The following is a 12,523-nucleotide window of genomic DNA, read 5'->3' as shown; positions in this document are numbered from 1 at the left end:
CTGCGGGAAGACCTCAGGGCAGCAGGGCGGCCGGGTCAGGCGACGGGAGCGCTGTGCGTGGGCGCACCGGGACCGGCGTTCGTGAAGGGGGTCACGCCGGGGCCGGCGTTGGTGTTCGTGGTGCCGCCGGGACCCGCGTTGGTGTCCGTGGTGGCACCCGGGCCGGCGTTGGTGTTCGTGGTGGCGCCCGGGCCGGCGTTGGTGTCCGTGGTGGCACCGGGGCCCGCGTTCGTGTCCGTAGTCGTCCCCGGGCCGGCGTTCGTGGCACTCACCGATGTGTGCTGCTGGCTCCCGGCGGTCACGCCCGCACCGAGCGCGACGACGAGGGCGGTGGTGAGTGCTCCGAAGAGAACGGTGGCTCTGTGGCTGGGCATCGGCTCTTCATTTCCTGTTCACGCGGAGTGGAAGGAGGACGAACAGATGGTGACAGGCACCGTTCCCCGATGGTTCCCGTTCGGCGACCTCCCCGGGGTAACGGGTGCCCGGCCGGCCACCTTTCGTGCCCGGTCGGCCCTCTTCCGTGCCCGTCCGGGCGCCCGTTCCTTCAGACGATCACGGTCTCCTGCTCGAAGCGTGCTCCCAGGGCCCGCAGCCTCCGCTCGCACTCCTCCCGCGTGGGCCCCGACAGCACGGCCGCCGCCAGGAAGTCGGCCGAGCCCGCGGCGCCGTCCAGTACCTGGCCCGGCTCGGCGAACACCCCGAAGAACTCCACCCACGGGTCGGCCGGACGGACCGGCACCCCCGTCACCCGGCCGGGCCGCTTCATCAGCAGCACCTGCCCCGCCATGCACCGCGGGGCGGGCCGCTCGCCGGACCCCGCCGCGACACCGGGATCCGCGAGACCCACTTCGGCGCGGGCCGCGCTGCGCGCGGGGTTGACGCCGAAGAGCGCCGTGAGCACCTCACGGATGCGGGCCCCGCCGGGCCGGGCCGCCACCTCGCAGAGCACCAGCCGGTCGTCGGGGGTGTGGAAGGCCTCCAGGTGGAACGCGTGGGTACGCGGTCCGTCCAGCGCGGCCAGCGTGTCGTCCGCCATCTGCAGCAGGCGCCCGGTCAGCGGGTCGTCCCGCTCCAGCGTGAGATCGACCCGCGCGCCGGGATCCGCCTGGAACGACGCCAGTTCGTACTGGTACTGCGACGGCCAGGCGAGCACCGTGACGCCGTCCACGACCAGGCCGTCGACGTGACACATCCGGCCCGGCACCCAGGCCTCCAGAAGCATGTCGCTGCGGGGTTCGCCGCCCTCGGGGAACACCTCGGCCACCGCGAGCGCGAGATCGTCGGCGGACCGCAGCACCCGCAGTCCGCGCGATCCGAACCCGTCGCGGTCCTTCAGCACCACGGGCAGACCGTGCCCGGCCACGAACCGCGCGACGTCGGCCGCCCCGGCCGGCACCGTGTGCGGCGCGACCTCCACCCCGGCCGCGACGGCCCGCTCCTTCATCAGCACCTTGTCGCGGAAGGGCAGCACCTGCTCCGGCCGCGCCCCCGGCAGACCGAGCTTCTCCCTTACGGCCGCCGCGAGTTCCAGGTCGCCCTCGTGGAAGGCGACCACATGACGGACGTCGAACTCCGCGGCCAGCTCCAGGGCCCGCCGCACCACCAGGCCGCCGTCCTCGAAGTCCGCGAGCACCTCCAGGTGCCGGTAGCCGCCCGGCCCGTCCGGCGGGAGCTCGCCCGCCGCACGGATGCGGTCGCCCGCGGCGAGCAGCACCACACCGCCATCGGCGTCGGCCAGCCACGTGTCGAAGGGGAAGGGGCCCAGCGGATTGCGGTGCAGAACCAGCACGCTCATGACGTCACTCCTGTCAGGGCGCGGTCTCCCGCGACCTCGATCCGGATCCCGCTGCCCGCGAGGCGCTCGCACAGCTCGACCGCCGCGTCGGTGTCCGCCGCGCGTACCGCGACGTGCCCGAGCCGGTCCCAGTTGTCCCGCACCGGACGGACGGTGTCGCCGGGCTCGACCGACACCTCCACCGACAGCACCCCCGGGTGCGCGGCGGTCTCGGCCACCCCGCCGACCGCGACCACCCGGCCCGGGTCACGCAGCAGGAACCGCGTGCAGGCGGCGCCGGTCGCCCGGGGCGCCTCGCTGAGCGCGGGCACCATGCGGAGCGGCCACGCCACCCCGTACGAGGTGAGGTCGAACCCGTAGGCCTCGCGCACCAGTTCACCGATCTGGCCACCACCGACCCGGTTGTGGCCCTCGATGACGACCGGGCCGCGGCGGGAGAGCCGGACCTCGGTGTGACTCGGGCCGTCCGTCACCCCCATCACCGTGAGGAACTCGGCCACGGCATCGGCGACCGCGCTCCGGTCGGCCACGCTCAGCCGCGCCGGGACCGCGTGCCCCAGCTCGGCGAAGTGGGACTCGTCGACGAGCTTCTCCGTGACGGCGACGACGATGTGCGCGCCGGCGAAGCTGAACGCCTCCACGCTGAACTCCGGCCCGTCGATGTACGCCTCCATCAGGAAGGCGGTGACGGTGTACAGGGTCGAGCCGCGGTCGGTGCGCCCGCCCCTGAGCTCCTCGATCCGGGCCCAGGCGCGGTCGGCGTCGGCTGCGTCGGACACCCGTATCAGCCCGAACCCGGCGGTGGTGTCCGTCGGCTTCACGATGAACGGGTAGCCGGCCAGCTCACCGAAGGCGGTGAGGGAGGCCCGGTCGGTGACGCTCCCGCTCTCCACGGTCAGCCGGGAGCCCGCCTCCCGCAGGCGGGCGCGCATCCGGCCCTTGTCCCGCAGCCGGACCGTCGCGAGGTGCGGGGTGCCGGGGAACCCCAGCTCCTCCCGCAGCCGGGCCGCGACGGCGAGGCCGCCCTCGGTGAGGGAGACGACCGCGTCGAACGCCCACACCTGGTGGGCCGCGCCGGCCAGTGGCCGCACGGTGTCCCAGTCGGTGTAGTCGACCATCAGCAGGGCGTCGGCGAGCCCCGTCTGCCGGGCGGTGAGCTTGTCGGGGTGCTGGAACATGACCACGCGCACGCCCAGTTCCTTCGCGCGCGCCAGGTGGCGGTCGGTGCCGCCGACCAGCAGCAGGGTCTTCACAGTCATCGCAGGGCTTCCTCGGGAGTTGCGGTGGGGAGGGGGGCGTCGTCCCGCCGGACCTCGGCCCGGATGGTGTTCCGTACGACGGCGATCCGTGCGGTGGCCTCTTCGGGCGTCGACGCGTCGACGACCACATGGCCGTGGCGGCTCGCGGAGTCCGTGGTGGGCGGCAGCACATCGCCCGGCCGGAAGCGGAAGGTGAGCGCGTGGACCCAGGGCAGCGCCCGCGCCTCGTCGAGACCGGCCACGGAGACGAGGATCCCGGCGGGGAACTCGAAGAACCCCACCGACGCGTACCGGCCGGGCACGATCCGGGGCAGCTCCTCTCCGGCCAGCGCCTGAAAGATGGCCGCCTCCAGATCGAAGCCGCTGGCCACGTCCACGAGGAGCGGGATGCGGTCCCCGCCGAGGCGCGCCTGCGACTCGACAACACGGGGCCCGTCCGCGGTGAGGATCACCTCGGTGTGCGCGGGGCCGAACTCGTAGTCGGCGAGGTCGAGCAGTGAGGTGACGGTGGCGCGTACCGCGGCGGTGTCCGCCTCGGGGAGGGGCGCCGGGTGGATGTGGCCGCGCTCCACGAATCCGGGCGGCCCGCTGGTCTCCTTGGCGGTGATCCCCACGACGTGGTGCTGACCCGCGACGGTGAGCGTCTCCACGCTGTACTCGGGGCCCCGCAGATACTCCTCGGCCACGAACGGCCCGGTCAGGCCGGCGGCCTCGATCCGGTCCGACCAGCCGACGAGGTCGGATGGCGAGTGCAGCAGCGCGACACCGCGGCTGCCGGCCGACCTGGCCGGCTTGACGACGCAGGGGAAGCCCAGGCTCCGCACGGCCGCGGACACGTCGGAGCAGCGGGCGGCCCCGGCCACCCGCACCGGGGAGATCCCGTTGCGGTTGAGGAGCTCACGGGTGGCGGCCTTGTCGTTGAGCAGCCGCACCGACTCGGCGCTGTTGGGGGAGAGTCCGAGCCGCTCCGCGACCCGTACCACCGGGCCCATGGTGTTCTCACTGCCCAGGTGCAGTACGTGTCCGACGCGGTGGGCGAGGGCGGTCTCCTCGACGAGGGCGCACAGCGCTTCCTCGTCCGTGAAGTCCACCAGCAGCAGCTCCTCCGAGTGCGCGGCGACCTCCCGCAGATATGCGGCGTCGCGCAGCGAGGGGTCCCAGACCGACCAGACCCGGAACCCGGCGTCGACGGCCTTGCGGACGAGCTGGTGGTACGGCATGACCATCAACAGCCGGTCGGCGTTGCGTGTTTCCTTCATGAGGTCGCTCCGTTCGGCTGGGGGGTCGCTGCCACGGTGGCCTGCGCGGGCATGGCGGCCCGGCTCTCGCGCAGCCGCAGCAGCGAGCGGTACAGCACGATCGCGGCGAGTCCGAACACGCCGTACAGGAGGCTGATGCCGAGCGGCGGGACGAGCGCGCCGAGGGTGACGAAGACCGACCCGACCAGCAGACCGATACGGGCGTTGAGCCCGTACGCCGCCATGTACTTGCTGCGCGCGGCCGGGTCCACCAGGTCGGCCAGGATGGCCTGCTTGACGGGCACGTTGATGACCTCGCCGACGGTGAGGACCACCGCGGCGGCGATCAGCACCCACCCGGAGTCGCTCACCGCCCAGACCATGTATCCGGCGGTGAAGATGGCGATGCCGAAGTAGAGCCGGGCCCGGTCGGACAGTTTGCGGAAGAGGGAGTTGGCGAACAGCGCGAGCGCCACGACCAGCGCGGTGTTCACGGCCCGCAGCACGCCCAGCATCGCCACACCGTCCAGCTGCGGCGTCCAGGCGCCCAGGCCGGCGAGGGTCTGCCGGGGGAAGTGGGCGGAGAGCCGCACCGCGATGTAGTAGCTGATCTGCACCTCGATGGAGCGGGTGAGCACCGCGGCGACCAGCAGCCGGAAGAAGACGTGGTCACGCGCGACCGACAGATAGCCCCGCAGCATCGAGGTGATACCGCCGTCGGGCCGCGCCACGGCCTCCGGGGTGCCCACGAGCGCCGGGTCGAGCGAGGGGGCGGTCTCCGCGAGCCAGCGCCAGGTGACGAACGCGGTGAGGACGGAGAGTGCGGCGCCGCCGGTCAGCAGCAGCGCGAAGTGCCCTCCGTAGAGGAAGCCGCCGACGAGCGCGCCGACGGTGAACGCCATGTTGATCGACCAGTAGTTGATCGTGTAGACGAGGGGGCGGCTCTCCGGCGTGGAGACGTCCACCATCATGGCGTCGGCCGCCGGTGTGGCCGCCCCCGAAAGACAGGTGTTGACCAGGTAGAACACGAACGTCGCCACACCCGACTGCCACCAGGGCGAGTTGGCGAGCGCCAGCGCGGCGAACGACACCGCGGCCCCCGCCTCGCCCGCGACGAGCAGCGGCTTGCGGCCGACGATATCGGCGAGGTGACCGCCGACGAAGTTGCTGCCGATACCCGCGGCGGCCACCACCAGGGTGAGTACACCCGCGGCGGCGGCTCCGTACAGCGCCGCCAGGTGGATGACCATGAGCGGCACCAGCATGACCGCCAGCATGCGCTGGACGAAGCCGACGCCCATCCGCAGCTTGATGTTCGGGTGGAGCTGGCGGAAGTTCACTACACCCCGCCCCTCGGCGGCTCTTCGCTCGCCGGCCGGGCGTCGCCCGCGTCGGCCAGTTCACCACCCATGCCCCAGTAGCCGCGGTCCACGTCCCGCACCAGCACGGTCACCGCCGACGTGGGGCAGCCTGCGACGCGGCTGACGGTGGCGGTCACCTCCTTGACGAGTTCCGCTCGTCTGGCACGGTCGTTGCCCTGCCACCAGTCCACTGTGATCACCGGCATGTCGAATGTCCTTTCCGAAGGGGGTTGGGGGGGGGTCGGCCGGTGGTTCAGGAAGCGCCCCAGAGGCTCAGATAGCGCTCACCCGTGTCGGGGAAGACGGTGACGACCGTCTTGTCCGCGTACTCCGGCTTGGCGACGAGCTGTGCGCACGCGTGGGCCACGGCTCCGGCGGAGACCCCGGCGAAGATGCCCTGGCTGCGGGCGAGTCCGCGGGCTGCGTCCAGCGCCTCCTCGTCCCCGACCGTCACCACCTGGTCGATGAGCGAGACATCCGTGGTGGGCGCGATGAAGCCGCCGTTGAGCCCGGGGATGCGGTGCTGGCCCGCCGTGCCGCGCGACAGGACCGGGGAGTTCTCCGGCTCGACGGCCACCACGTGCACCGAAGGCGACTGCTCCTTCAGGTACTTGGCGATACCGGTGAGCGTGCCGCCGGTACCGACCCCGCACACCAGCACATCGACCCGGCCTGCCGTGTCGGCCCAGATCTCGGGGCCCGTGGTCTCGTAGTGCGCGGCCACGTTGTCCGGGTTCTCGTGCTGGCACGGGAACCACGAACCGGGCGTCGCCGCGTGCAGCTCCTCCGCCTTCGCGATCGCCCCCGGGTAGCCGTCGGCCTGCGGGGTCTGCACCACCTCGGCGCCGAGCGCCTTGAGCAGCGCCACGCGCTCGGCGGTCGCACTGTCGGGCAGCACGATGATGCACCGGTAGCCGCGGCTCGCCGAGAACGCGGCGAGCGAGATACCGGTGTTGCCGCTCGTCGCCTCGATGACGCTGCCGCCCGCCGCGATGTCGCCGCGGCGCTCCGCGTGCCGCAGCATCGAGAGCGCCGCGCGGTCCTTGCTGCTGGAGAGCGGGTTGGCCGACTCCAGCTTGGCGAGGACGGTGGCGCCCGGCGCGGCGCCCTCGACCCTCAGGCGGACCAGCGGCGTCCCGCCGACCAGGTCCTCGATGCTCTCAGCGATACGGGGGCGCTCGGTGCTCTTCACTGTGTTCTCCACGACGTCGGGCCGCACGGCGCTCTCACGGCCGCGCGAGGTGGGCGGAAGCTCTGCTCTGCTGGGGGCGGCTGCCGTACGGGGGTTACCAGGACCCGGCGGACGCGGTCACCGCGTAGTTCTCGGCCACCGGCCGCCGCGCGCCGCCCGCGGTGTGGACCACGGCGGTCGGAGCCAGCACCCGGGCCCCGGCGGGCACATCGCGGTGGACGAGCGCCTGCGCCCCGACCACGGCGTGGTCGCCGATGGTCACCGGGCCGAGGACGGTGGCCCCGGTGCCCAGCACCACGTGGTGGCCCACCACCGGATGGCGGCGTTCGCCATCGGGGCGCAGCACATCGCTCCACCAGCCGACCGCCCCGAGCGTCACCTGGTGGTAGAGGGTCGAGTCGGCGCCGATGACGGCGGTCTCGCCGATGACGACGGCGGCCCCGTGGTCGATGAACACCCGGCGGCCGATCCGCGCCCCCGGGTGGATCTCCACCGAGGTCGCGCGACGCGCCATCGCCGCCACGAGCCGGGCCGGCAGCCGCAGGCCACGCCGGTGCAGCCGGTGCGCCACCCGGTGCGCCCAGAGCGCGGGCAGCGCCGCGTGCAGCAGCCCTTCGCGCCGGTTGCGGATCGAAGGGTCACGGGCGACGACCACGTCGAGGTCCTCCCACATCGTGCGCAGGAGTCCCGGCTCCGCCGGGTCCGCCGGGTCCGCCATGGACTCCGCCAGGAGTGCGGTGGATCCGCTCGCCGCGGCCGGCCGCCTCACACCAGCACCGTCTCGCGGGGCTCGACCGCTGCCAGTACGGCGTCGGCCAGACCGCTCAGGGCGTCGACCACACCGGGGTCGGTGACCAGGCCGTCGGGCTGGACCAGGGCCGTCGCGTTGCCGACCGCGACCGGTGGGTGCTCCACCACGCGCGCTCCGCAACGCCCCAGGACCGTCTTGAGGGTGACCTGCGCGTCGAGGGCTCCGCGGGCGCCCGGTGAGGCGCTGAGCACGGCGGTCGTCAGGCCGCGCAACGCTCCCGGCGCGTCGCCGTCCGGCCGTGACAGCCAGTCCAGGGCGTTCTTCAGGGCCCCGGGCATCTCACCGTTGTACGCGGGTGTGCTGATCAGCATGGCGTCGGCCGAGGCGACCAGCGCCTGGGCGGCCAGGACGGGTGCGCACTCCCGGGCGAGTTCCAGCTCCCGCTCGTAGTGCGGCAGCTCCCCGACGCTGATCCAGTGGACGTCGACGGCACCGGCCCGCCCGGCGATGAGCCGCTCGACCGTGGCCAGGAGCGCCGTGTTGGCCGACTCCCGGCGCGTACTGCCGGAAACAAGGACGATCTTCAGGGGGGTTTCCACCGGCTCTCCTCCTCACAGGCCCGCCGCTGGGCCCCGTGCTGGAGCAAGAGTGGAACAGACACTTCCCGATGGCCTCCCACTCCGTTCCCCCGTCCGAAACCCGGGCGGGACCGGGCAGCGGGAGCCCGGCCGCGCCGCCGTCCTGGGACGGCGGGCAGCCCGGCCACGGCCGCCTACCCCTCGGTGCCGCGCCCCGCCACGTAGACGGTGTTGGTCGACGTGCCCCCCTGGAGGGGGTTGTCGAAGGTGACCACGTGCGCCTCCGTACGGGCGAAGACCTCCGCGAGTACGGCGCCGAACTCCGCGTCCGGCGGGTCGTTCGACCAGAGCGCGAAGACCCCGCCGGGCCGCAGCAGCGCGGCGAGAGCCCGCAGCCCGGCGGGCCGGTAGAGCGCCGCGTGGCTCGGGTGCAGCACATGGCGCGGCGAGTGGTCGACGTCCAGCAGGACGGCGTCGAAGCGGCGGCCCGGTGCTTCGGGGTCCAGGCCGCCGGGGCTCGCGGCCAGCGCGAAGAAGTCACCCAGGACCAGCCGGCAGCGGTCGTCCGATGCCAGGCCTGCGCCCAGCGGGACCAGCCCCCGCCGGTGCCAGTCGATGACCTCGCCGAGGGCGTCGACCACCACCAGTGAGGCCACGCGCGGGTCGTCGAGCGCGGCCCTCGCCGTGTACCCGAGGCCGAGACCGCCCACGGCGACGTCCAGCGGGGCGTCCGGCAGCCCCGCGAGGCCGAGCCGGGTGAGCTCGGTCTCACCCAGGGTGAAGAGGCTCGACATCAGGAACTCGTCCCCGAGCTTCACCTCGTACACGTCGTCGCCCGATGCCGGATCCCGCCGGCGTCGCAGGCTGATGTCGCCCATGGGCGTGGGCTGCCAGTCGATTTCCTCGAAACGTGCGCTCATCCGCCGACTCTCTCCGGGGCCACGGCCGGACGGAGCCCGGCGCCACTGGAGGGTCCCACAGCGGGCGGCGGGGGCCGGCCCGCGCCGGACGCGGGTCCCGGCCGGGTCCCGCCTTGCCGCACACTGGTGGTTCGGACGGACGAGGGACTGGTGGCGAGGGTGCAGACGTACGGGACTTCCGCAGACAAGAGGGACTCCCCCGGCGGGGCCGGCGTGAGCGGGACGGCGGCCGAGGCGGCCAGGCGGCGGACCTTCGCGGTCATCAGCCACCCCGACGCGGGCAAGTCGACGATCACCGAGGCCCTGGCCCTGCACGCGCACGCCATCACCGAGGCGGGCGCCGTGCACGGGAAGTCGGGCCGGCGCGCGGTCGCGTCCGACTGGATGGAGATGGAGAAGGCGCGCGGTATCTCCGTGACGTCGGCCGTCCTCCAGTTCGACCACCGCGGTCATGTGCTCAACCTCCTCGACACCCCCGGCCACGCCGACTTCTCCGAGGACACCTACCGCGTGCTGGCGGCGGTCGACTGCGCGGTGATGCTCATCGACGCCGCCAAGGGGCTCGAAGAGCAGACCCGCAAGCTCTTCGACGTCTGCCGGCACCGCCGTATCCCGGTGATCACCTTCGTCAACAAGTGGGACCGGCCCGGCCGGGAGGCCCTGGAGCTGCTGGACGAGATCGAGCGCGAGCTGCGTATCCGGCCCACCCCGGTGACCTGGCCGGTCGGCGAGGCCGGTGAGATGCGCGGCCTGATCGACGCCCGTAAGCCCGGGCAGATGCTGCGGTACACCCGCGCGCCCGGCGGCGCCCACCAGGCCGAGGAGGAGCTCATCACCGCCGAGCAGGCGGCCACCGAGGAGGGCGACCGCTGGGAGCAGGCGTCCGAGGAGCTCCAGCTGCTGCAGGCCGAGGGCGCCGAATTCGACGCGGAGTCCTTCCTGGGCGCCACGTCGACCCCGGTCTTCTTCGGTGCGGCGGTCTCCAACATCGGCGTACGGCTGCTGCTCGACGCGATCGTCGACCTCGCGCCGGCACCGCACGCCCGCGAGACGGAGGGCGGCGGCGCCCGCCCGGTCGACGCGCCCTTCTCCGGGCTCGTCTTCAAGGTGCAGGCGAACATGGACCCCTCGCACCGCGACCGCATCGCGTTCCTGCGGGTCTGCTCGGGAGTCTTCGAGCGCGGGGCGAGCGTCACCCGGGCCGGTACCGGGAAGGCGTTCGCCACCAAGTACGCGCACAGCATCTTCGGTCAGGACCGCTCCATGGTCGACACCGCCTACCCGGGCGACGTGGTCGGCCTGGGCAACGCGGCGGTGCTCCGGGTGGGCGACACGCTGTACGACGGGCCGGCCGCCCAGTTCCCGCCGATGCCGACCTTCGCGCCGGAGCACTTCGCCGCCGTGCGCCCGGTCGACATCAGCCGCTCCAAGCAGTTCCGGCGCGGTATCGCCCAGCTCGACGAGGAGGGCGTGGTGCAGGTGCTGATCTCGGACCGGCGCGGGGACCAGTCGCCGGTGCTCGCGGCGGTGGGGCCCATGCAGTTCGACGTGGTGACGCACCGGATGGCGGGCGAGTTCTCCTCCCCGGTCCGGCTGGAGTTCCTCCCGTACCACCTGGCCAGGTCCACGGACGCGGCAGGCGGTGAGGCCCTGAACGGTGCCCGGCTGGTGCAGGGCGAGGCGCTGACCCGGGTCCGCGACAAGGAGGTGCTGGCGCTCTTCCCGGACAAGTGGCAGGCCAACTCCTTCCAGCGCGCGTTCCCGGACGCCCGCCTCGACCCTCTGCTGGCCGCGCACGAGTGAGCCCCCCGGCCGGGGCGTCCGGGGGCCGCACGGCCGCCGGACGCGCCCCGGGCGGTCTCAGCCGGCGCAGTACGTGTCGGTCTCCGGCCGCTGCCCCGTGGTGAGGAACCGTGTCACGGCGCGGTCCCCGCAGGCGTTCCCGGTGCCCAGGTAGGAGCCGTGCCCGCCGCTGTCGACGGTCACCAGGCGGGCCCTCGCGCCGAGCGCCGCGCGCATCCTCAGTGCGCCGGAGTACGGAGTGGCGGGGTCCCGGCGGTTCTGGACCATCAGGACGTCGGACGGGCCCCGGTCGGTGATCCGGGCGGGCGGCGCCGTCGGTCCGTCCTTCCAGAACGTGCAGGGCGTGATGTTCACCGGCATCCCCGCCGTGAGCGGATGGGCTGCCCGGTCCGCCGCCACCGCGGGACCGTACGAGGAGACCGGGTCGGGCCAGCGCACGTCGTTGCAGATCACCCCGATGGTGACCGTCGCGTCCTCGTCGGGCATGGCCTGCGAGAGATCGGGGCTCAGGACGGGCGTCGCCGCCGGATCCTGCGCCGCCCGGATCAGCCGGGCCAGCTGCGGGAAGGCGTTGTCGTCGTAGAGCGCGGTCTGCAGCGCCTGCCGCAGCAGGGTGCCGGTCAGCGGGACGCCCGGTGTGGTCGTCTCCTTCGGTCGCCGGTCCAGCCGTGCGGCCAGGGCGAGGAACAACGGCCTGACCTGCTCCGGCCGTCCGGCCAGCCGCAGCCCCTCGTCCGCCCTGGCCGGGTCGGCGGCCCAGGCCGCGAAGTCGGGCATCCGGTCGTCCGCGCCGACCGCCATGTTCGCCAGCCAGCCCCGTGCGACCCGCGACGGGTCGGGGTCCCCGCTGCTGTCCAGGACCCAGCGGTCGGTGCGCCGCGGGTACTTCTGCGCGTACTCGGCGGCGACGTACGTCCCGTACGAGACCCCCCATGCGGAGAGCTTCTCCTCGCCCAGTGCCTGCCGGAACCGGTCGATGTCCCGCACCTCGTCGGCGGTGGTCAGGCTGCGGAGGACGGGCCCGCCGTTGCGGGCGCACGCCTCGGCGATCCGCCGGGACCCGGCGATGTTCTCCGCGATCCCGCCGTCCGCCGCCGGCCAGGACCTGAGGGTCACCAGATGCCGGTCGGCCGGGTCGATCCCGCAGCTCGCCCGCGTACTGCCGCCCACCCCGCGCGGGTCGAGGCTGACGATGTCGTAGGCACCGTCCAGCTGACCGCGCAGCGCGGTCCCCTTCTGCGTCAGCCGCTGCACACCCGACGATCCCGGACCGCCGGGGATCACGATGAGCGTCCCGCGGCGCGCGGCCGGCCGGTCGCTGCGCAGGCGGGACACGGCAAGGGTGAGCTGCGGGCCGTCCGGATGCCGGTAGTCGAGCGGTACGGGCAGCTCGGCGCACTCCTGGCCGGCGGGGCCGCCGGGCCGGTCACAGGCCCGCCAGGCGAGCGAGGAGGCCGGCGCCGGTCCGGCGGACGGGGCTGCCCCGGCGTGCGCCGCCGGTACGGCGGTGGCGGTGAGCGCGGCGGCCACGGCCGTCGCGGACAGGGTGCGGAAGAGGCCCTGACGGGCGTAACTGGTCATGCCACAAGGGTTGTTGACCCGATCCCTGCTGCCCATACGACAGGC

At 73.6% G+C, this 12,523-nt stretch carries 12 protein-coding genes; 1 reads left to right on the top strand and 11 read right to left on the bottom strand.

Translation table 11 applies throughout. The features are described 5' to 3' along the window. Positions 1-35: 35 nt before the first annotated feature. The 10 genes from OG917_RS18150 to OG917_RS18105 form a co-directional block, all read right to left on the bottom strand. The gene (locus tag OG917_RS18150; protein ID WP_328318652.1) at positions 36-374 is read right to left on the bottom strand and encodes a hypothetical protein; all 339 of its coding nucleotides are present in this window, start codon (positions 372-374) and stop codon (positions 36-38) included. Positions 375-544: 170 nt separating this feature from the next. Beyond that, a complete protein-coding gene (locus OG917_RS18145) occupies positions 545-1,795 on the bottom strand; it encodes a hypothetical protein (protein ID WP_328318651.1) in 1,251 nt (416 codons plus the stop codon). Next, the gene (locus OG917_RS18140) at positions 1,792-3,054 is read right to left on the bottom strand and encodes an ATP-grasp domain-containing protein (RefSeq protein WP_328318650.1); all 1,263 of its coding nucleotides are present in this window, start codon (positions 3,052-3,054) and stop codon (positions 1,792-1,794) included. Before OG917_RS18140 ends, OG917_RS18145 begins: the two co-directional genes overlap by 4 nt. Further along, a complete protein-coding gene (locus OG917_RS18135; protein ID WP_328318649.1) occupies positions 3,051-4,313 on the bottom strand; it encodes an ATP-grasp domain-containing protein in 1,263 nt (420 codons plus the stop codon). The genes OG917_RS18140 and OG917_RS18135 overlap by 4 nt, the downstream gene beginning before the upstream one ends. Continuing rightward, positions 4,310-5,632, bottom strand: a complete 1,323-nt coding sequence (locus OG917_RS18130; protein ID WP_328318648.1) for an MFS transporter — start codon at positions 5,630-5,632, stop codon at positions 4,310-4,312. Before OG917_RS18130 ends, OG917_RS18135 begins: the two co-directional genes overlap by 4 nt. Continuing rightward, positions 5,632-5,859 (bottom strand): tautomerase family protein, encoded by a 228-nt coding sequence (locus OG917_RS18125; protein WP_328318647.1) that lies wholly within the window; start codon positions 5,857-5,859, stop codon positions 5,632-5,634. Before OG917_RS18125 ends, OG917_RS18130 begins: the two co-directional genes overlap by 1 nt. Before the next feature lie 47 nt (positions 5,860-5,906). Further along, on the bottom strand, positions 5,907-6,845 hold the full coding sequence (cysK, locus tag OG917_RS18120) for a cysteine synthase A (RefSeq protein ID WP_328318646.1): 939 nt from the start codon (positions 6,843-6,845) through the stop codon (positions 5,907-5,909). Positions 6,846-6,939: 94 nt separating this feature from the next. Next, on the bottom strand, positions 6,940-7,563 hold the full coding sequence (gene epsC / locus OG917_RS18115) for a serine O-acetyltransferase EpsC (RefSeq protein WP_328321987.1): 624 nt from the start codon (positions 7,561-7,563) through the stop codon (positions 6,940-6,942). A 47-nt stretch (positions 7,564-7,610) separates the two neighbouring features. Further along, positions 7,611-8,195 carry an NADPH-dependent FMN reductase gene (locus OG917_RS18110; protein ID WP_328318645.1) on the bottom strand — a complete coding sequence of 195 codons (585 nt, stop codon included), beginning with the start codon at positions 8,193-8,195 and terminating at the stop codon, positions 7,611-7,613. Between the two features lie 173 nt (positions 8,196-8,368). Continuing rightward, positions 8,369-9,094, bottom strand: coding sequence for a spermidine synthase (locus OG917_RS18105; protein ID WP_328318644.1), 726 nt, complete (start codon positions 9,092-9,094; stop codon positions 8,369-8,371). Positions 9,095-9,307: 213 nt separating this feature from the next. Between OG917_RS18105 and OG917_RS18100 the strand changes: the two genes are divergently transcribed. Next, on the top strand, positions 9,308-10,897 hold the full coding sequence (locus tag OG917_RS18100; RefSeq protein ID WP_328318643.1) for a peptide chain release factor 3: 1,590 nt from the start codon (positions 9,308-9,310) through the stop codon (positions 10,895-10,897). A gap of 57 nt (positions 10,898-10,954) precedes the next feature. Here OG917_RS18100 and OG917_RS18095 read toward each other — a convergent pair whose 3' ends face one another. After that, positions 10,955-12,478: an alpha/beta hydrolase gene (locus OG917_RS18095; protein ID WP_328318642.1), complete on the bottom strand. Its 1,524-nt coding sequence runs from the start codon at positions 12,476-12,478 to the stop codon at positions 10,955-10,957. Between the last annotated feature and the right edge of the window lie 45 nt (positions 12,479-12,523).

Source organism: Streptomyces sp. NBC_00388, from assembly GCF_036061255.1.
Classification (GTDB): domain Bacteria; phylum Actinomycetota; class Actinomycetes; order Streptomycetales; family Streptomycetaceae; genus Streptomyces.
This window is presented reverse-complemented; position numbering and strand designations above follow the sequence as displayed.